The organism is Geobacter anodireducens, assembly GCA_001628815.1.
Taxonomy (GTDB): Bacteria; Desulfobacterota; Desulfuromonadia; order Geobacterales; family Geobacteraceae; genus Geobacter; species Geobacter anodireducens.
Map to the genome: position 1 here is coordinate 1,932,483 of CP014963.1, position 19,331 is coordinate 1,951,813.

The 19,331-nt window shown below is 59.5% G+C and carries 14 protein-coding genes and 2 pseudogenes; 2 read left to right on the plus strand and 14 right to left on the minus strand.

The features are described 5' to 3' along the window. Nucleotides 1–160 precede the first annotated feature (160 nt). Complete coding sequence (locus A2G06_08800) at nucleotides 161–1,183, plus strand: hypothetical protein (GenBank protein ANA40376.1); 1,023 nt, start codon at nucleotides 161–163, stop codon at nucleotides 1,181–1,183. A 101-nt stretch (nucleotides 1,184–1,284) separates the two neighbouring features. Here the strand turns inward: A2G06_08800 and A2G06_08805 are convergent, their stop codons facing one another. Together A2G06_08805 and A2G06_08810 are read right to left on the minus strand one after the other, a co-directional pair. Further along, nucleotides 1,285–2,964 carry an energy-dependent translational throttle protein EttA gene (locus A2G06_08805; protein ID ANA40377.1) on the minus strand — a complete coding sequence of 560 codons (1,680 nt, stop codon included), beginning with the start codon at nucleotides 2,962–2,964 and terminating at the stop codon, nucleotides 1,285–1,287. Nucleotides 2,965–3,003: 39 nt separating this feature from the next. Then, nucleotides 3,004–3,285 carry a hypothetical protein gene (locus tag A2G06_08810; protein ID ANA40378.1) on the minus strand — a complete coding sequence of 94 codons (282 nt, stop codon included), beginning with the start codon at nucleotides 3,283–3,285 and terminating at the stop codon, nucleotides 3,004–3,006. Nucleotides 3,286–3,359: 74 nt separating this feature from the next. Between A2G06_08810 and A2G06_08815 the strand changes: the two are divergent. After that, nucleotides 3,360–3,853: pseudogene (locus tag A2G06_08815) on the plus strand (ferritin). 335 nt (nucleotides 3,854–4,188) lie between these two features. Here A2G06_08815 and A2G06_08820 read toward each other — a convergent pair. The 12 genes and pseudogenes from A2G06_08820 to A2G06_08875 form a co-directional block, all read right to left on the minus strand. Then, nucleotides 4,189–5,217, minus strand: a complete 1,029-nt coding sequence (locus A2G06_08820) for a cytochrome C oxidase assembly protein (protein ANA40379.1) — start codon at nucleotides 5,215–5,217, stop codon at nucleotides 4,189–4,191. Between the two features lies 1 nt (nucleotide 5,218). After that, complete coding sequence (locus A2G06_08825; protein ID ANA40380.1) at nucleotides 5,219–6,571, minus strand: cytochrome D ubiquinol oxidase subunit I; 1,353 nt, start codon at nucleotides 6,569–6,571, stop codon at nucleotides 5,219–5,221. A gap of 144 nt (nucleotides 6,572–6,715) precedes the next feature. Further along, nucleotides 6,716–7,128 (minus strand): annotated as a pseudogene (locus A2G06_08830) (Rrf2 family transcriptional regulator). Nucleotides 7,129–7,211: 83 nt separating this feature from the next. Beyond that, entirely contained in the window at nucleotides 7,212–7,910 is a 699-nt protein-coding gene (locus tag A2G06_08835) for a hypothetical protein (protein ANA40381.1), read from the minus strand. Between the two features lie 73 nt (nucleotides 7,911–7,983). Next, entirely contained in the window at nucleotides 7,984–8,532 is a 549-nt protein-coding gene (locus tag A2G06_08840) for an orotate phosphoribosyltransferase (protein ANA40382.1), read from the minus strand. Between the two features lie 17 nt (nucleotides 8,533–8,549). Further along, nucleotides 8,550–9,950: an amidophosphoribosyltransferase gene (locus tag A2G06_08845; GenBank protein ID ANA40383.1), complete on the minus strand. Its 1,401-nt coding sequence runs from the start codon at nucleotides 9,948–9,950 to the stop codon at nucleotides 8,550–8,552. A 34-nt stretch (nucleotides 9,951–9,984) separates the two neighbouring features. Beyond that, complete coding sequence (locus tag A2G06_08850; GenBank protein ID ANA40384.1) at nucleotides 9,985–10,812, minus strand: phosphoribosylformylglycinamidine synthase; 828 nt, start codon at nucleotides 10,810–10,812, stop codon at nucleotides 9,985–9,987. Between the two features lie 3 nt (nucleotides 10,813–10,815). After that, nucleotides 10,816–13,806 carry a phosphoribosylformylglycinamidine synthase gene (locus A2G06_08855; protein ANA40385.1) on the minus strand — a complete coding sequence of 997 codons (2,991 nt, stop codon included), beginning with the start codon at nucleotides 13,804–13,806 and terminating at the stop codon, nucleotides 10,816–10,818. Further along, on the minus strand, nucleotides 13,807–14,901 hold the full coding sequence (locus A2G06_08860) for a mechanosensitive ion channel protein MscS (protein ANA40386.1): 1,095 nt from the start codon (nucleotides 14,899–14,901) through the stop codon (nucleotides 13,807–13,809). Further along, nucleotides 14,894–16,189: an adenylosuccinate lyase gene (locus A2G06_08865; GenBank protein ID ANA40387.1), complete on the minus strand. Its 1,296-nt coding sequence runs from the start codon at nucleotides 16,187–16,189 to the stop codon at nucleotides 14,894–14,896. Before A2G06_08865 ends, A2G06_08860 begins: the two co-directional genes overlap by 8 nt. Before the next feature lie 121 nt (nucleotides 16,190–16,310). Continuing rightward, nucleotides 16,311–17,081, minus strand: coding sequence for an MBL fold metallo-hydrolase (locus A2G06_08870; protein ANA40388.1), 771 nt, complete (start codon nucleotides 17,079–17,081; stop codon nucleotides 16,311–16,313). Between the two features lie 156 nt (nucleotides 17,082–17,237). Further along, complete coding sequence (locus A2G06_08875) at nucleotides 17,238–19,310, minus strand: PAS domain-containing sensor histidine kinase (protein ANA40389.1); 2,073 nt, start codon at nucleotides 19,308–19,310, stop codon at nucleotides 17,238–17,240. Nucleotides 19,311–19,331 lie beyond the last annotated feature (21 nt).

Consider the following 19,331-nt stretch of genomic DNA (forward strand, 5'->3'; position numbering starts at 1 on the left):
GGCCGCGAGGTCGTCCGTTTTTTATGGTGAAACAGGAACCGATCCTTTACTATCTCTATCCAGGATCACATCTCAATGGTTCGGATTTGACCGGGTTGTTCAACTGAGAGTCGCCCACTCTACCGGCGCGCTGTGCTATTCCTTTGAAAAAGGGGGGCCTATGACCTTGCGCTTACTGCCGCTTCTGCTGCTTGCTCTCACCCTTGCCGGGTGCGGGGATTTTGAGTGGTTCCCGGATACCCGGACGAACCAGGAGAATTTAGGCACAGTGACCGATGCGGAACGCAATGCTCCGGTGGTCTCGCAGTCTTTCACCGTCACGGGTGGGTCAGCGGCCATCAGCATCGCCAATGGAGAATATTCGATCAACGGCGGTCCCTATACCTCTGCCAGCGGCAACGTGCAAACGGGCCAGAGCGTGACCGTGCGCCACATCACCTCAAGCGCCTACGGCACCAGCAAGACGACGATCCTGACCATCGCCAACGAGAACATCCCCTTTACCAGCATGACCATGGGCAAGCCCCCCGTTTTTGTGAACAGCTCAACGGCCACAGACTTCACGTTTGACCCCAAACTCGATGTGGAACCGAACACCGTGATTGTATCGGACAGCAGGACGGTTACGGGCAATACGTCGCCGGCGCCCATAAGCATCACCGATGGTGAATACTCAACCAACGGCACCTCCTTCACCAGTTCGGCCGGCACCATCAATGCCGGTCAGCCATTGCTCGTGCGGCATACCTCCCCAGCCACATACCAGACCATCAAGACAACCCGCCTGACGGTGGGCGGCGTGCGAACCAACTTCTCGACCATGACCAAGGCGGCACCGTTTGTGAACTATTCGACGGTGAGTTCGGTCGACGCCGATCCGACCAATGTGATCTCGGTGGCTCAAGCGCTCAGCGCGACCAAGGATTTCACAACTTCTACCCATGTGAGCTTTTCCATCCGTTACTTCTTGAACAACTCCTCCAGCGCGCAGAAAAACGTCGGGTTGACGATCGCCGGCGCCGATGCCCAGAACCGGCGTATTTTTTCCGGAACCATCGATGCCGCTGTCCCGGCCAAAGCCAGCCCTTATACCAGCACGCACAGTTTCGGAGCAGTCCTCACCATTTCCCAGTACAACAGCATTACCCAGTGGCTCGTGACGAAAATCGTCATCTATCCGTAGGGAGCAGTGGTGGCCCGCTCCCCCGCTACGGGCTGCAAGGACGCACAAAGGGCCGGCGGTTTCCCGTCGGCCCTTTGTGCGTGTAACTACTGTCGCCGGCCCTATGCCCTCGTCAGCTGCCGGTATTTGATCCGGTGCGGCATGTCGGCGGCGGCACCGAGACGCTTCTTGCGATCCTCTTCGTATTCCGAGTAGTTCCCGTCGAACCAGATGGCCTGGCTGTCCCCTTCGAAGGCGAGGATGTGGGTGGCGATACGGTCGAGGAACCACCGGTCGTGGGAGATGACCACGGCGCAACCGGCGAAGTTTTCCAGCGCCTCCTCCAGTGCCCGCATGGTGTTCACGTCCAGGTCGTTGGTCGGCTCGTCCAGAAGGATGACGTTTCCTCCCTCCTTGAGCATTTTTGCGATATGGACCCGGTTCCGCTCGCCGCCTGAGAGCATCCCCACCTTTTTTTGCTGGTCACTTCCCGAAAAGTTGAAGCGCGAGACATAGGCTCGGGAATTGACGCTCACCTTGCCGAGCTGGAGCGTTTCCTGACCGCCGGAGATCTCTTCCCAGATGCTCTTGTTCGGATCAAGGGCGTCGCGGCTCTGGTCCACACAGGCGATTTTCACGGTTTCACCGGTGCGTATGGTGCCGGCATCGGGTTCTTCCTGGCCGGTGATCATTCGGAAAAGGGTCGTCTTGCCCGCTCCGTTGGGGCCGATGACACCGACAATGCCGCCGGGCGGCAGACGGAAGCTCATCCCTTCCACCAGGAGGCGGTCCCCGTAGGCCTTGGAAACATTGTCCGCCTCGATGACGATATCGCCGAGCCGGGGACCGGGCGGGATATAGATTTCCAGGTCCTTGGCCCGCCTCTCGCTCTCCTGGGACAGGAGCTGCTCGTAGGAACTGATGCGCGCCTTGCTTTTTGCGTGGCGTCCCTTGGGACTCATCCTGATCCATTCCAGCTCGCGCCGCAGGGTCTTCTGGCGTTCGCTCTCCGCCTTCTCCTCCTGGGCCAGGCGGTTCTGCTTCTGGTCAAGCCACGAGGAGTAATTGCCCTTCCAGGGTATCCCCTCGCCCCGGTCGAGCTCAAGAATCCAGCCGGCCACGTTGTCGAGAAAGTACCGGTCGTGGGTGACTGCGATAATGGTCCCGGGGTAGCTTTGCAGATGATGTTCCAGCCAGGCGACGGTTTCGGCGTCCAGGTGGTTGGTTGGTTCGTCCAGCAAAAGAATGTCGGGCTTTTGGAGGAGCAGGCGGCACAGGGCAACCCGGCGTTTCTCGCCGCCGGACAGAACGTTCACCGGCGTGTCGCCGGGGGGACAGCGCAGGGCATCCATGGCCATTTCGAGGCGTGAGTCCAGATCCCAGGCATCCAGATGATCGAGCTTCTCCTGCACTTCGGCCTGGCGCTCGAGCAGCTTGTCCATATCAGCGTCGGGATCGGCAAAGGCTGCAGTGATTTCGTTGAATTCGTTCAGGAGATTGACGGTTTCCTGGCACCCTTCCTCGACGATTTCACGGACGGTTTTCGACTCGTCGAGCGTGGGCTCCTGCTCCAGATAGCCGACAGTGTAACCGGGCGAAAGCACGGCCTGGCCGTTGAAGTCCTTGTCAACCCCGGCCATGATCCGCAGTAGCGTTGACTTGCCCGAGCCGTTGAGACCCAGGACACCGATCTTTGCCCCATAAAAGTAGGAAAGGGAGATGTCCTTGATGACGGGCTTCTTGTCGTAGTACTTGGACACCCTCATCATGGTGTAGATGATTTTCGTGCTGTCGGTGCTCATGCGTGCGTGCAACCTCCTCGGAGTAAATGACCTATCCTTTTACCCCGGCGCCCCGTGGCATGTCAACGGCGGAGTCGCCAACGCACGAGGCCGCCGGCATGAGCGGCTGCCCCGGAAATCCGGAGAGAACCAGTTGGCCGTTTCAGAGTTGTACCCGCACGCCCGGTTTCTCCCCTTCCCCTTGGCCGGGCAGAGGCAGCGGTCGACCCGGCAGAACTCGGTCCCGGCCACGGCAGACATGACCCGGTTGATAATGACCAGAGTAGAATAGCCGCAGTGGATACGCGTGGGCGCATCCTTGCCGTCAACGGCAGCCGCCATATTTGACATCGCTCCATTCTTCGCTACGGTTTAACCGGAAGCAGCTACTCACATCGTCCCCAAGGAGGCAACACATGTTCGACATCGACGTTCAGGAGGCCATCTTCAAATCCATTCAGACAGAAAAAAATGCCATGAATTTCTATCAGTTCGGTGCCGGCAGGATGAAAAACCCGGACGCCGTAAGAGTTTTCGAGCTTCTTGCCCGTGAAGAGCGCGAGCATGCCGGGCACTTCCACAAAATCTACCAGAGAAACGACATCCCCGATCTGGAGGCGTTTCTGAACACTCCCCCCGACCATGCCTCCGACTGGATGGCATCCCTGGCAAAGACCGTAGATGCCGACTTTACCGAGCAGAAGGCAATGGAATTGGCCATGGAGAAAGAGCTGGGACTGGAAAAAGCCCTGCGGGAGACCGCAGCCCGTATTGCCGACCCCCAGGTGCGGGCCGTGTTCGAACTGACGCCCGGGAGACCCGCAACCATTACGAAATGATAGAGTCCGAGTACGCACGGCTCATGGCCATGGTCCACGAATCCGACATGGACACCTACGTTCGGGAATAGCGTCCATCAACAATCGGGCACGAGGGGGACGGTCGCCGTCCCCCTTCCCGCCCCCCGCTGCAGATCTCTCCGATGGTTCCCACCCCGTACATTCCAAGGGGCTGCAATACAAATCGCAACTGCTCGAATCTCTCCACGAAAACCGTTTGCAAAGCGTCTATCCACGGCCTTGTCGTGCCGATGCGGTGAGGCCACAGCAGAGCTGACGTCTCTAAACGTATCGGCGGATTTGAGGGTGGCAGCATCAGGAAAAACAGCACGGCAAAGGGGCTACCACCGGAAAGAGCCCACGGTCAATGGGCTCTTTCCGGTGGCGGAAGGCGGGAACGGATGTATCAGTAGGCGTGTGTATCGTTGAGAACGTCTGCCTCCGTGACCGGAGCCCGGAATATCCGGTACACCCAGATCTTGTAGGCGATGACGATGGGAACGAAGATAAAGGCAACCGCGGTCATGATTTTGAGCGTATAGGGGCTCGACGATGAATTGAAGATGGTCAGGCTGTAGGCCGGGTCGAGGCTCGACGGGATCAGGTTCGGGAAGAGCCCTGCCACGCCGGTCGCAGCCACCATGAGCACTGTCACGCACGAGGCGGCAAAGGCAGCCAGGGTCGCCCCCTTGGCCGAGAAGAGACGCGTGCCGACCAGCCCGGCCACGGCAAGCAGAGGAACAATGAACAGAACCGGCTGGGACAGGTAGTTATCGTACAGTTTCGTGGCAAATTTCGTGTACGCGAGAAACGCCACCGCAACCACCAGGAGCGCCGGCCAGACCTTGTCGGCAACGCCCTTTGCCCGGGCACTCAGGTCGCCAACCGACTTGACCGACAGGTAAAGGGCTCCGTGCACCGTGAAAAGGAGCACGAAGAGCACTCCCGTGAGCAGTCCGTAGGGATTCAGCAGGCCGATGAGGCTGCCGTGGTAGCCGTCGGCGTCCATGGGAAGGCCGGCGAAGATATTGCCGAAGGCCACCCCGAACAGGAGCGCGGGCAGAAAGCTCGACACCTGAATAGCCACGTCCCATGCCTTTTTCCAACTGGCGCTCTCAATCTTGCCCCTGAACTCGAAGGCCACCCCGCGGATGATGAGCGAGAAGAGCAACAACAGGAGCGCCGTGTAGAGATAACTGAACATGAGCGCATAGGTGGTCGGAAATGCGGCAAAGGTTGCTCCGCCGGCGGTGAGCAGCCAGACCTCGTTGCCGTCCCAGACCGGTCCCACGGCGTTGATGAGCACCCGTTTCTCGCCGTCGGTCTTCGCTATTACGTTGTGCAGGATGCCCGTGCCGAGCACAAATCCGTCGAGCATGAAGTAGACCGCCCAGAGTACACCCCAGAGAACGAACCAAGTAATCTGCAGTTCCATGTCAGGCCCCCTTTGCCGTCGCAGGCTTAATGATGCCGGAAAGATCGTCGTCGGGTCCCTTGCGGGCATACTTGGCCAGCAGGTAGATATCGATGGCACCCAGCAGGCTGTAGATGAGCGTGAACCCCACCAGCGAACCGACCACCTGGGGCGTTGTCACGGCCTTTGAGACACCGTCGGCCGTCTTGAGCACTCCATAGACGATCCAGGGCTGACGACCCAGTTCCGCCACGATCCAGCCCAATTGCGCCGCAATGTATGGGAGCGGCAGTGCAAGCAGCATCACTCGCAGGAAAAGGGTCCGGTTTTCGAAGTGCTTCATGCGCGAAAGGATCACGCCGGCCAAGGCGGCCAGGGCCATGAACGTACCCAGGCCCACCATGAGTCGGAAACTCCAGAAGGTGGGCTGCACCGGCGGGCGCAGCTCCTTGGGAAAGTCCTTGAGCCCCTTGATCTCGGCATCGGGGGTGTGGAAGGCGAGCATGCTCACCATGTTCGGAATACAGAGCCGCTCCACGGCGTTGCACTCATTCTTCGGGTCGGGGAGCAGAATCAGGTTCATGCCGACCCCCTTCCGGGTCTCCCAGACTGACTCCATGGCAGCGAACTTGGTGGGCTGAGTCTTGGCTATCTCAACGGCGTGGAAGTCACCGGAGAGGAATACCAGGATGGCGGCGACGAAGCCGAAGGTGGCTGCCATTCTGAACGAACGGACGAAGAAGTCGATGCGGTTCTTTCTGAGCAGGTGCCAGGCGGAGATCCCCATCACGAAGAAGGCCGCCACCATGTAGCCGGACGTCAGCGTGTGAACGAATTTGATGATGCCGTAGGGATTGGTGACCACGGCCAGAAAGTCGACCATTTCGGCCCGGCCGTTGCGCAGCACGTAGCCGACCGGCTTCTGCATCCAGCCGTTGGCCAGCAGGATCCAGAGAGCCGAGAGATTGGTACCGATGGCCACGAGCCAGATGGCAACCGCATGGGTCACCTTCGACACCTTGTTCCACCCGAAGATCCAGACACCGATAAAGACCGACTCCAGGAAGAATGCCACCGTGGCCTCGATGGCCAGCGGAGCGCCGAAGATATCGCCCACGTAGCGGGAATACTCGGCCCAGTTCATGCCGAACTGGAACTCCTGGGTAATGCCGGTGACCACGCCGAGGGCGAAGTTGATCAGGAAGAGCTTGCCCCAGAACTTGGCCATTTTCAGATAGGTTTCATCACCCGTACGCACGTACCTGGTTTCCATGTACGCCGTGAGAACGGAGAGGCCGAGGGTGAGCGGCACGAAAATGAAGTGGAACATCGTCGTTGCCGCGAACTGGAGCCTGCTCAGGGTTAGTACGTCCATTCGCCGTTACCTCCTTTGAGAATGTACTTCAGATCGTTCATGCGGTTGTCTGCGCCGCACATGTAACGCGCCCATGAATGGGCGCGGCTTTATTAAGAGTACCATACAGGACTAATTTTATCCTGTATACGGGCAAAAAAATTTTCAGAGTTTCGTTGTGGCGGCCAGTTCTTCGAGGGTCACCGCATCAAGGGTTTCGGCGACTCGTTGCTGCACCTTCCGCCATACGGGGTGAACGCCGCAGATGTTATCCCGCTCGCAGGTGCCGCTCCCCAGGAGGCAACGGTTGGGCATGATGGGTCCTTCCACCGCCTCCACCACTTCGCGCAGGGTAATGTGCGACGGGTGACGCCCGAGAATAAACCCGCCCCCGGCACCCCGGAATGATTTTACAATGCCGATTTTGGCAAAACTCTGCAGAATCTTGGCGAGAAACGTCTGGGGGACGTCCGTTGCTCGGCGATCTCGCTGATGAGCGCCACCCTGCCCGGTGGAATCTGGGCAAGATAGATGACGCCGCGAATTGCGTATTCACCCTTTCGGGTTAGTTCCATCATAACAATCCCTAAAAGACCGAATTTGTCTTTTTTATACCAGAGCTCATCGAAGCTGTCAAAAAGAAAATGTGCCTCAGCGAAAGTTATTTACTGCCAGCGTCGGGGAGAGACAATGCGGCGAGGCGGTTGCCCCAGGAGAGCCAATCAATGCTGTCGAACGCAATGACAAGGGCGGTCGGGATGAAGGTGTCCACTTCGCTCAGGGGATGGCCGAGAAGGCGGCCTGCAAAGGTCCGGATGAGCCGGACTTCCTCGGTGAATATCCGGTTGAAATCGCCACGCAGGGCTGGATCGGCCAGAGGGTCGGCATCCATGTAGTTGAGGGTGCACCACTCATCGTGCATGATCTCGCCCGACACATCGATAAGGGGAAGCCCGTGCAGGCGGCAGGTCATGGGGCGATACCCGTAGACGAGACAGCGGCCACGTTGATCCAGAAGCGGACAGGGAGTCTCGTCGTCATCTGGCATGAGCGCTTCCCACTCATCCTCGGGGCGCATGTTGAGGATGAAGGGCTGATCGAATTCGGGCCACACCAGTCCGAGTCCTGCGATACGCTCCCGGCATCGGTCAAGGACCTGCCCGCGCACCTCCGGGTCGAGCCGGTCAAAGCCCCGGCGCAGAAAGGCCGCGTCCAGGAGCGTTATGTCGAAGAGCCCCCGGCAGCAGTCCGAACAGCCGTCGGCACAGCGGATGCGGTCGCCCGAACTGCCGAGGCAGGCGCGGAACCAGTCGTCGATGCGGGAGAGCAGGCTGCCGTAGTGGTCGAGAATTTCTTCCATGGTTCCATTAAAAAGGCAGGCGGGAGCGCACCCGCCTGCCTTCTCCTCATGCTTTCGAAGCCTCCGGCCCTTGTCAGGCCAGCAGTTCGGACTTGGTAAAGATGGTTCGGAGCTCGTACCCTTCCTGCTCGATATTCTCGCGGCCCCCCTCCTCGCGGTCAACCAGGGAAACGATGCAGAGCACCTGGAGCCCTTCCTCTTCAGCCCGCTTGACCGCCTTCATGGAGGAACCGCCAGTGGTAACCACGTCTTCGACAATGACCACCTTTGATCCAGGAGGGAGGTTCTTGCGTCCTTCAAGCCACTGGCCCGTGCCGTGCCCCTTGGGTTCTTTGCGGATAATGAACGCGTGCATGGGGCGACCGTCCAGAAATGCGGCAATGGAGGTTGCCGTGGCAATGGGGTCGGCGCCGAGGGTGATCCCCCCTACCCCCTGGACCCCTTGCACATCCTTGATGGTCTCATAGAAAAGCTTGCCCACCAGCAGTCCCCCTTCGGCATGGAGGGTGGTCTGCTTGCCGTCGAAATAGAAGTCGCTTTCGCGGCCCGAGGCGAGAATTACCCTCCGCTTCTCGTAGGACAGCTCCAGAATGATCTGCTTCAGTCGTTCCTTGTCGGTCATTGGTCGGTTCACTCCTTTCAGAAAAGGTCCAGTTGGGGTTCGGCCATGAGGCGCGGAAATGTAATCGGGTAGCCGCCGGAGAAACAGGCCTTGCAGAAGGGGTTGCTGCCGGCGCCCACGGCCTGGAGCAGCCCTTCCTCCGAAAGGTAGCCCAGCGAATCGGCGGTTATGTACTTGCGGATTTCCTCGATGGTGTGTGACGAGGAGATGAGTTCTTTGCGGGTAGGGGTGTCGATGCCGTAGTAGCAGGGATAGCTCGTGGGAGGTGATGAGATGCGAACGTGAACCTCGGATGCGCCGGCATTGCGTACCATTTTCACGATCTTGCGGGAAGTGGTGCCGCGGACGATGGAATCATCGATGACCACCACCCGCTTTCCCTTGAGCACCTCCCGCACCGGGTTGAGCTTGATCTTCACGCCGAAGTGCCGGATCGACTGCTGTGGCTCGATGAAGGTGCGCCCCACGTAGTGGTTGCGGATCAACCCCAACTCGAAGGGAAGGCCCGCCTCCTGGGCATAGCCCAGGGCCGCGGGGACCCCCGAATCGGGAACCGGGATAACGATATCGGCATCGATGCCGTGCTCGCGACAGAGCTGGCGCCCGAACTCCTTGCGGACCTGGTAGACGTTCTTGCCGAAGATGTAGGAATCGGGGCGGGCAAAGTAGACGAACTCGAAGATGCAGGGTGCCGGCTCGATCTTCTTGTGGGGGAAATGGGAGGTGAGCCCGTCCTTGGTAATGACCACGATCTCGCCCGGCTCGATTTCACGGACAAACTCGGCCTCGATCAGGTCAAGGGCACAGCTCTCGGACGCAACCACCCAGGCATCGCCGAGCCTGCCGAGACAAAGGGGGCGGAAGCCATGTGGATCGCGGGCCGCCACCATGCGGGTCTCAGTGAGAAACAGAAGACAGTAGGCACCCTTGATCCGGCCGAGGGTATCGATGATCCGATCCTCCAGGGAACTATGCTTGGAGGTGGCCAGCAGGTGGAGAATCACCTCCGTGTCCATGGTGGTCTGGAAAATGGAACCCCAGGCCTCCAACTCGTCCTTGATGTATTGGGCGTTCACCAGGTTACCGTTGTGGGCAACGGCAATGGAACCCCGGGAGTAGTCGACCTTGATGGGTTGTACGTTCTTGAGGACCGAGTCCCCGGTGGTGGAGTAGCGCACATGCCCGATGGCGGATTCGCCGGGGAGATTGCCGAAGATCTCCTGGTTGCCGAAGACATCCGCCACGAGCCCCATGCTCCGGTGGGTATAGAGACTGCGACCGTCCGAGGAAACAATGCCGCAGGCCTCCTGCCCCCGGTGCTGCAGGGCATAGAGCCCCAGATAAGTCAGGTTGGCCGCCTCGGGATGGCCGTGGATACCGAAAATGCCGCACTCTTCCGTTGGTCTGTAGAGCTTCATCATCTCTCCAAAATGGTTTGGCGGACACCCGCCCCTACAGCAGGTTTGCCTTGACGTAGGCGGCCGCGTTGCGGAACAGGACAAGTCCATCCCCCTCTTCGGGAAGTTCTTCGCGGGTCCAGCGGGGATGATTGGTCCGGTGAAGGAACGCCTCGGGATGAGGCATCATCCCCATGAGCCGGCCGGATTCGTTGCAGACCGCAGCGATGGCATTGACCGACCCGTTGGGGTTCAGCGGAAACTCCATGGTGGGTGCCGAATATGTCGCGTCTGAATAGGTGAAGACCGCCAGGTGCTTCCCTTCGATGGCGGCAAGGGTTGCCGGGCCGTCCACAACGAACTTGCCTTCGCCGTGGCGGATTGGCAGATAGAGCCCCCTGTCCACTCCCCTCGTGTAGATCGACGGCGATGCCGGGTCGACTTTCAGGTAGACCCAGCGATCCTGGAATCTGCCGCAGTCATTGAAGGTGAGAGTTGCCGTCTGGGTCAGATAGGCGCCGTCAATGGCAGCCAGCAGTCCCATCTTGGTCATGAGCTGGAACCCGTTGCAGACGCCGAGGATCAGCTTGCCCGCATCAATGAAACGCATGATCTGGTCGATCAGGTGTTCTTTCAGGTCGTTGATCCGGGCATATCTGAAGCGGTTTGCCTGGGCCTTGGCGCTCCCCAGGTCGTCCCCATCCAGGAACCCGCCGGTGAGATTGAGGAAATGGAACTCGTCGAGCCGGACCTCGCCGGTGAGAATATCGGAAATGTGGGCGATGACGGTTTCGTCGAAGCCGCCGAGGCGGCAGGCGTGGGCCGCTTCCATTTCGCAGTTTGTGCCGTTGCCGGTAATGACTATCGCTCGTGCCTTTGCCATTGATTACAGCTCCCTCAGCGGGCTCTGCCACGCTTGCTTGAGTTCGTCGATCCCCGCGTCGATGACCCCGGTGCCCGAAAGACCGGCAATGGTCACCCTACCCTCTTCCGTCACCACTCCGATGGAGGAGAAGCAGTTCCCTGCCATGACCGACTCGAAGGCATCCCGGTTTTCGGGACGAACCGTGACCAAGTGCCGCGACGCAGACTCGGAGAACAGGAGAGCTGCGTCGCTCTTCCGGGATTCATCGCCGCTCCAGAGGACCCGTGCCAGTTCGGCGGCAATGCCGAATCCGCCGGCAAAGGCCGTTTCGGCCAGGGCCACGGCGAGGCCGCCGTCGGAAAGGTCGTGACATGAAGCAACCAGCCCTTGGCTGATGGCCCGGTGCAAGGCACGGTAACGCGGCAGCGCCTCGGCCGTATTCACCTGCGGCACGCTGTTGCCCACGTATCCCTTGAGGGCCAGGTACTCGGAGCCGCCCAGTTCATAGCCGGTCTTGCCCAGGAGGTAGACGATGTCGCCCGGACGCTTGGCATCCATGGTGACTGCAGTGCGGATGTCGTCGATCTTGCCGATCACCGAGAACAGGAGGGTCGGCGGGATGGATATCTTCACGTTGCCGTCCCAGAAGTCGTTCTTCATGGAGTCCTTGCCCGAGATGAGAGGGATGCCGAAGGCAACGCAATAGTCATAGAGGGCCTTGTTGGAGCGAACCAGTTGGGCCATCTTGTACTCGCCGTCAGGGGTCTTGTCGGACTGGACCGGGTCGCACCAGCAGAAGTTGTCGAGCCCCGCCACCAGATCCAGGGAGCCGCCCACGGCCACATAGTTGCGCAGGGCCTCGTCAATGGCGTTGGCGGTCATGTGGTAGGTATCGATGTCGCTGTACCGCGGGCAGATGCCGTGGCTCACCACGACCCCCTCGAAGGAGTCGAGCACCGGCCGGATCACCGCCGCATCCGAGGGGCCGTCGTTGGCAACGCCCGTGAACGGCTTCACCACGCTCCCCCCCTGCACCTCGTGGTCATAGCGCCGGACCACCGACTCCTTGGAGCAGATATTGAGCGAACCGAGCAGTTGCTTCAGGTCGGCAGCATAGTCTTCCTTCACCTCCGGCGCCGGCTCCTCGTGACGCTTCACTTCCCATACTCCCCGCATCTGCATGGGAGGAAGCCCTTCGTGGAGGAAGTCCATGGGAAGGTACGCGACGGTTCTGTCCCCGTACATGATGTGGAAATAGCCTGAATCGGTGAACTCGCCGAGTATGGTCGCCTCAACGCCGAAACGGCGGGCCATGGCCATGAACTCGTCGATGTGCTCGGGCGGCACCGCGAGGCTCATCCGCTCCTGGGCCTCCGAGATCAGGATTTCCCAGGGATCGAGCCCCGGATACTTGAGAGGCGCCTTGGACAGATCCATGCGGCAGCCGCCGCACTCGCCCGACATCTCGCCGATGGACGAGGAAAGCCCGCCGGCGCCGTTGTCGGTGATGAAGTTGTAGAGCCCCTTGTCCCGCGCGCGGATGAGGAAATCGGTCATCCGCTTCTGGGTGATGGGGTCGCCGATCTGCACCGCCGTCACCGGAGAGCCTTCGTGGAGCTCTTCGGATGAAAAGGTGGCGCCGTGGATGCCGTCCTTGCCGATGCGACCGCCGGTCATGACGATCAGATCGCCGGGACGGATGAACTTCTCGTGGGCCGGGACCCCGTTGATGGTGGCGGGCATGAGCCCTGCCGTGCCGCAGAAGACCAGGGGCTTGCCGGCGAAACGGTCGTCAAAGACGATGGAGCCATTCACCGTGGGGATGCCGCTCTTGTTGCCACCGTGCTCCACCCCTTCCACGACGCCCTCATAGATGCGGCGCGGGTGCAGCAGCCGGCTCGGAAGGGGCTTGTCGTAGAACGGCGATGCAAAGCAGAAGACATCGGTATTGAAGATGAGTTTGGACCCTTTGCCGGTGCCGAAGGGGTCGCGGTTCACGCCGACGATGCCGGTGAGCGCTCCGCCATAGGGGTCCAGGGCCGACGGAGAGTTGTGGGTCTCCACCTTGAACACCAGGGACCAGTCGTCGTTCCAGCGGATGACCCCGGCATTGTCCTTGAAGACCGAAAGGCAGAAGTCCCGCTCGCCGAGCTGCTCCCGTACCTTCCTGGTGGTTCCCTGAATAAAGGTCTTGAACAGGGAGCGGATCTCCTCGCGGTTGCCGTTTTCGTCGACATATTCGATGTTACCGGAGAAAATCTTGTGCTTGCAGTGCTCCGACCAGGTCTGGGCGAGGGCCTCCAGCTCCGCGTCGGTGGGTCTGGCCGCAAGCCCGACCTTGGCCCGTTCCGCTATCACGGCGGGGTCGCGGTAATGGCCCTGGATCACCTTCATTTCGTCGAGCGTGAGGGCAAGAACCCCTTCGCGGCTGATCCGCATCAGCTCCTCGTCGGAAACGTTCAGGTCGATCTCCCGAACCTGGGCGCGGGTTTCTCCCGTCACTTTGGGGACAACGACTGCAACCCCGCCGGAAGCGGTGAATTCCGCCCGATCCAGGACAATGTAGCGCTGGATGAGCGTGTTGCAGAGGAGGTCGCGGGCAATCCGTTCCACATCGGTCCGCGACAGGGCTCCGGAAAGCAGGTACTGCACCGAGGTGTAGACCCCCTCTCCTGCGGCAAAGGGACGGCCGGTGATGTATTCGATGGCCTCCCGGGCCGTGCGGCCCACGTTGTCGGTAACGCCGGGTCGGAACCCGACCTCCACCAGGTAGTCGAACCCGTCGGCAAGAGGCCGGTCCAGGCTCCAGGTCTGGATGACCGGGTCGCTGAACGGCTCCGAGGCGGCTTTCACCAGCTCTTCCTGCGAAATGCCGGCATCCACCGTATAGACGTCGATGGTGCGCACCTCGCGCACCGGCAGGTGGAAAAAATGCTCGATCTCCCGCCGAACCCGCTCGCCGCGGGCATCGCGAACTCCCTCTTTCAGGGCGATTTCGATTCGTTGCGCCATTTACTGTTCCTTTTCCATGATGACCGTCCGTATCGGATAGGGAATGGTGATCCCCTCCTCGCGGAACCGTGCGATGATCCGTTCATTGATTTTATCGGCAGTGGCGAAGACAGAGCCGTATTCACTCACCCAGAAGAAGAGCGACATATTGAGGGCGCTTTCGCCGAACGACACGAAAAACGCCTCTGGCGCCGGCTCCCGCAGCACCGCGGGGACATCCAGAGCCGTTTCCACCAGCAGCGACTTGGCCCGTTCGACGTCGCTGTCATAGGAAATGCCGATGTTGATCCGCCCCTTGGCGCGGACGTCGGGAAACGCCAGATTGATGATGGTGGTGTTGCAAAGCTCCGAGTTGGGAATGATGAGCAGCGTATTGTCCACGGTCTTGATCTTGGTGGTTCTCAACCCGATATCGGCCACGTCGCCCCATTGGCCGGAGGCAAGCTGAATCCGGTCGCCGATGCGGAAGGGACGGTCCACCATGAGGGTAAAACCGGAGATCATGTTTGCCAGCGTTTCCTTTGCCGCCATACCGATGGCAAGGGAGCCGATGCCCAGTGCCGTCACCACCGATATGATGTCGTAGTTGAAGTGCTGCAGCACCACCATCAGGGCGATGCCCGAGAGGAAAATGGTAATGAGCTTTTCAAGGGGAGGGATGATCTGCCGGTCCACTCCGGCCCCGTGACGCTCGGCAAGCCGGCTTCCATACCACACCAACAGCTCGTTTGTGACCCGCCAGGCAATATTGGTCACAACGATGGTGTTAATGATAAAGATGGCCCCGGCACTGAGCACGTGGGCCTTCTCCGGAAACGGCAGCGACTTGACCGCATAGTAGAGCCCGGCCAACACCACCAGCAGACAGGCAGGCGGCGTCACGCGCGTCAGAATGCGGTCGTCCAGGTCGGTGCTCGTGAACGCGGTGAACCGGGGGACCCATCTGCTAAGCAGAGTCCGGAGCAACAGAGACAACCCCCAGAAAAAACTGAAGATGATCAGGGCGATGAGGGCTTCCTTCAGCCAGAAGAGCAGCAGATGATCCCCTGCCTCCAACCGGTAGAAGCTGCTGAGAAACGCTATGATGTCAGCCACCGAAGACCCTCGTGAAGATGGTGTCCACATGCTTCAGGTGGTAGTTGAGGTCAAAGGCCTCACGGACTTCATCCTCCGGGAGGAAACCGCGCACTTCACTGTCGGCCAGGAGCTCCTCCTGGAAATCCTTGCCCTGCTCCCACACCTTCATGGCATTGCGCTGGACCAGTTCATAGGCCTTCTCGCGTGACGCACCGGCAGTGGCCAGCTTAAGGAGTACCCGTTGGGAGAAGATGAGGCCGCGCATGAGGTTCAGGTTCCGCATCATGTTCTCGGGGTAGACCACGAGATTGTCGATGAGCCCGATGGCCCGGTTGAGCATGAAATCGAGACAGATGGTGGCGTCCGGGCCGATGACCCGCTCGACGGACGAGTGGGAGATATCCCGCTCGTGCCAGAGGGGCACGTTTTCGAGGGCGGATACCGCGTAGCCCCGCATGAGCCGTGCAAGGCCGGTCAGGTTCTCCGAAAGGACGGGATTGCGCTTGTGGGGCATGGCCGACGACCCCTTTTGCCCCTTGCTGAAAAACTCCTCGGCCTCAAGCACTTCGGTTCGCTGGAGATGACGGATCTCCACGGCGAACTTCTCGATGGAGGCGGCGATGATCGCCAGGGTGGAGAAGAACTCCGCGTGGCGGTCCCGCTGGATCACCTGGGTCGAGCAGGGAGCCGGTTTGAGCCCTGCCTTGGCGCAGACATATTCCTCCACCTGCGGATCGATATTGGCAAAGGTGCCGACCGCGCCGGATATCTTGCCGTAGGCAACGGTTTCCCGGGCAGCCTCCATCCGGCGGAGATTGCGCTTCATCTCGTCGTACCAGAGGGCCATCTTGATGCCGAAGGTGACCGGTTCGGCGTGAATGCCGTGGGAACGCCCCATCATCGGCGTATCCTTGTGTTCGTAAGCGCGGCGCTTGATGACCTCCATGAGGCGTTTGATGTCATCGATGATGAGATCGGATGCCTCGGTCAGGAGCATGGCGAACGATGTGTCGAGCACGTCCGACGACGTGAGTCCCAGGTGGACGAAGCGCGAATCATCTCCGATGTAGTCGGCAACGGAGGTGAGAAAGGCGATGACGTCGTGCTTCACGGTCCGCTCGATCTCGTCGATGCGGTCCACGTCGAAGTCAGCCTTTGCCTTGATGCGCTCCACCGCGTCGCGGGGCACGTTGCCCAGGCCGGCGTGGGCCTCGCAGGCGTAAATCTCGATGTCGAGCCACTTCTGGTAGCGGTTGCGCGGCTCCCAGATACGGGCCATTTCGGGACGGCTGTAACGTTCGATCACGGGCGGGTCCTTCCTTTCGTTCAATGAAGTATGTGCAGCCCCTGACAGGAGTCGGAACACACGAAGCATCCATCCTGTGCGGGTCGGTCGGCAGGCTGCAGAAAACGACGCCAGCAGCCTGTCAGATATTCAAAAACTCGCTGGGCCGATACTGATCACCCATAATGAGACGTGGGGAGCAGATGTTCTGCCCGGCCAGGAAGCTGGCGGTTACCTGGCGGGCCATGACGGGATCGTTGTTTACCTCCGAGAGGTGGGCAAGAAAAAGCCCCTCCAGTCCGGGGTTGATCACCTCGGCCAGGAGGGCCGCTGTATCGTTGTTGGATAGGTGTCCGTGACGGGACTTGATCCGCTGTTTCAGGTGCCAGGGATAGGGCCCGTCCATCAGCATCCCTTCGTCGTGATTCGACTCCACGACCAAGGTCCGGCAGCCCGCGAGCTTGTCAGTCACGAGACGGGTTGCGGTTCCCAGATCAGTCGCGACCCCGACCTTTCCCTCCCTGCTTTCAATGGAGAACCCCACCGGATCGCAGGCGTCATGGGTGATCCGGAACGGATCCACGAGCACATCCCGAAACGTGAAGGAATAGCCCGACTCGAACTCGATCACATCGGCGCCATGGAGCTGACCGCTGATCTCCCGGTGTGTCGGATAGCTCACGTGAACCGGTATCCGGTACTTCCTGGCCAGAACTCCGGCACCCCGCACATGGTCCGTGTGCTCGTGGCTGATGAACAGCGCATCGAGATCAGCGGCCTCAACCCCGACAAGAGCAAGCCTGCGGACCAGTTCCCGGGCCGAGAGGCCCGCATCAACAAGAATCCTGCTCTCGCCGGTCTCGATGAACAGGGAATTGCCCTTGCTCCCGCTGGCGAGGAGACAAACCCTCACACACCCTCCATTCATGGCCTTTCGGTCTACCGGCAACCGGACAGCTCAACCTATCTTATATACAGGAAACAGGGGGGATGATTCAAGGCGAAAGGCGGAAAAATTTTCTAACGATCAACGGTTGCCGGATGCCGGCTTCGGTCAGGATCGCGAAGGTCACTCAAGCAGATTGAGGTAATCGATGCTTCCATCTCCGGTGATGGGATTCAGGGGCAGCACGATATGGAAGGTGGAGCCGGGAAATTGCTCGGGATTGTAGCCGGGCGACTCGACCCATATCTCGCCGCCATGCATCTCGACGATTCCCTTGGCAATGGAAAGCCCGAGCCCCGCGCCGCGCGCCTTGAATGCCACCTTGCCCGAACTGTGCTCTTCGATATTTCCCACCTCGTAGAATTTGTCGAATATTCGGAGCTGATCATCCATATCGATGCCGATGCCGGTGTCTGTGATAGTGATTTCAACGTAAAGGTGCTGTTCCTTGCCGATATTGACCACCGGCTTGGCCAGTTCCGGAATCGGCGCCTGCTTGGAGCGGAGCAGGTACTTGGTCCGGGTGGAAACGGTGATCCGGCCGCCATCGGGGGTAAACTTGATGGCGTTGCCGATGACGTTCGACATGAGCTGCATGAGCCGCACAGGGTCTCCCTTGATCCGGGGGACCGTCTCATCCAGTTCGCCGATCAATTTCTGCTTGCGCATGGAGACGAAAAAGCGGAGCTCGTTCATGGAGTCTTCGATCAGCCGGTTCACATCGACATCGTCGAGCTTGAGCCGGAGCCGCCTTTCGTCGATCATGGAGATATCGACCATATCCTTGACGATATTGTCGAGCCGAGCAGCGGCATTGGAGATGTTCTGCACCATGTCGACCACATTCCGGTCAACCTTGCCGCTCATGTCGGAAAGGATCAGCTCCGCATACCCCATGATCACGGTGAGCGGCGTTTTGAGCTCGTGGGAGGCTATCCCCAGGAACGAGTCCTTCATCTTGTTGAGCCGGGCCAGGTCGGTGGCGCTTTTTTCCAGGTTGAAAAGGATCTCACGTTCGCGGGTTACGTCGCGGATGATTGCCTGAATGAGGCGTTCGGACCCGATGGTAACGGTGTTGGCGTGGATGAGCCCCACAACCTGTTCACCCTCCACCCGCGAGAAGCGGATCTCCTCTGCCACATGCCTCCCCTTCCCCACCTCCTGGAAAAAGTTGTAGACAATGGGGATATTGTGGGTCTTGACCAGGACAAGCATTCTGCTCAGGGGCAAGCCGACGACCTCCTCTGAGCTGTGGCCGAAAAATTCCTCCGCCATCTTGTTAACCATCTTGACGATCTCGTTCTCATCCACGACAACGATGGCGTCACTGGCGTCCTCCAGCAGAGACTTGTACAACTCTTCGCTCTTCTCCAGCTCGAGACTCAGGCTTTCCAGCTTGAGGTACGACGAATGGAGATCGTTGTGGATATTCTCAAGTTCCTGGTAATTGCGCTTGATCTCCTCCTCGCGGTTTCCCAGGGCTTCGGACATGACGTTCACATTCCGGGCGAGTTCGTTGAACTCATACACGGATAGTTCGTCGATCCGGTGATCGAAGTTCCCTTCCCTGATCTTTTTCACCCCGCCCAAAAGGGCGGAAATGGGCTGCACAATGCTCTTCTTGACAAAAATGACCACCAGCGAAAACGAGATCAGGAAAAAAAGCCCCAGCACCATGACGGAGCGGAGGATGATCCCTCCAACCTTCTGATCAACCACCTTTTGCGAGAAACCGATATGAACGAGCGCCACCTGCTTGCCATCCGATGAACGGACCGGCGTCACCGTATCGTAATAGGCACCATCTTCCCCGATCAAATGGATACTCTGGTCGAGCCGGGTGGTAAAAGCCTTCTTGATGATGTCGAAGCGTAGGGAACGATAGACGGGATCGTTGAGAAACAGAACGGAACTTTCACTGTCCGTGATGACGCAATAGGCGATTTCAGGGCTGGAGTTGACCAGCTCCCGACACTTTTCGCTCAGACCCTCGATATCCCTGATGTCGATGCCGAGGCCGACAACCTTCTCGATACTCCCGCGCAAAGAGGTCCCGAGGCTTTGCGATCGCAGGATCAGCGCCTGGATATAATCACGCCTGAACCCCACGACATCCATGCCGGAATTGGCGGCAATCGTGAGAAACAGGATGATGAATGAAAAAAGGATTATTCGTTTTTCAAGGGTATTTTTCATGGAACCGTATGAACAAGGACG

What these genes read in the sequence shown, in the direction of transcription:
- A2G06_08855 (ANA40385.1), bottom strand. Translation starts at nt 13,806, where the DNA reads ATGGCGCAACGAATCGAAATCGCCCTGAAAGAGGGAGTTCGCGATGCC.
- A2G06_08875 (ANA40389.1), bottom strand. Translation starts at nt 19,310, where the DNA reads ATGAAAAATACCCTTGAAAAACGAATAATCCTTTTTTCATTCATCATC.
- A2G06_08835 (ANA40381.1), bottom strand. Translation starts at nt 7,910, where the DNA reads ATGGAAGAAATTCTCGACCACTACGGCAGCCTGCTCTCCCGCATCGAC.
- A2G06_08800 (ANA40376.1), top strand. Translation starts at nt 161, where the DNA reads ATGACCTTGCGCTTACTGCCGCTTCTGCTGCTTGCTCTCACCCTTGCC.
- A2G06_08840 (ANA40382.1), bottom strand. Translation starts at nt 8,532, where the DNA reads ATGACCGACAAGGAACGACTGAAGCAGATCATTCTGGAGCTGTCCTAC.
- A2G06_08850 (ANA40384.1), bottom strand. Translation starts at nt 10,812, where the DNA reads ATGGCAAAGGCACGAGCGATAGTCATTACCGGCAACGGCACAAACTGC.
- A2G06_08805 (ANA40377.1), bottom strand. Translation starts at nt 2,964, where the DNA reads ATGAGCACCGACAGCACGAAAATCATCTACACCATGATGAGGGTGTCC.
- A2G06_08845 (ANA40383.1), bottom strand. Translation starts at nt 9,950, where the DNA reads ATGAAGCTCTACAGACCAACGGAAGAGTGCGGCATTTTCGGTATCCAC.
- A2G06_08825 (ANA40380.1), bottom strand. Translation starts at nt 6,571, where the DNA reads ATGGACGTACTAACCCTGAGCAGGCTCCAGTTCGCGGCAACGACGATG.
- A2G06_08820 (ANA40379.1), bottom strand. Translation starts at nt 5,217, where the DNA reads ATGGAACTGCAGATTACTTGGTTCGTTCTCTGGGGTGTACTCTGGGCG.
- A2G06_08810 (ANA40378.1), bottom strand. Translation starts at nt 3,285, where the DNA reads ATGGCGGCTGCCGTTGACGGCAAGGATGCGCCCACGCGTATCCACTGC.